The 301-nt window shown below is 28.9% G+C and carries 1 protein-coding gene; it reads right to left on the bottom strand.

Annotated elements, in window-relative coordinates:
• A partial coding sequence (locus AYC60_RS03890) for a DJ-1/PfpI family protein (protein WP_197416953.1) occupies positions 1–301 on the bottom strand: 301 nt, incomplete at both ends.

Raw genomic sequence — 301 nt, 5'->3', positions numbered from 1 at the left:
GATCTTCTTTAACAGGAACATCTTCATCTATTGCTCCTTTTTCTATTAAATCCATTTCTAAACCTTTAAATACCGTTGATTTTTTACTTTCAAGAAAACCTACTTTAGCTATATAAATTGGTGCTGCACATATAGCAGCAACTAAATTATTTTGATTGTAGTAATCTACTAATTTTTCTTCAAGTATTTGAGAATTAAAGTATTCTTTTGTTCCTGGACCACCCGGTACAAATACCCAATCATACTCGTTACAATCAACTTCATTTAATAATTGGTCAGTTAAATTTTGAATATTATGAGA

It is taken from the genome of Streptobacillus felis, assembly GCF_001559775.1.
GTDB lineage: Bacteria > Fusobacteriota > Fusobacteriia > Fusobacteriales > Leptotrichiaceae > Streptobacillus > Streptobacillus felis.
This window is presented reverse-complemented; position numbering and strand designations above follow the sequence as displayed.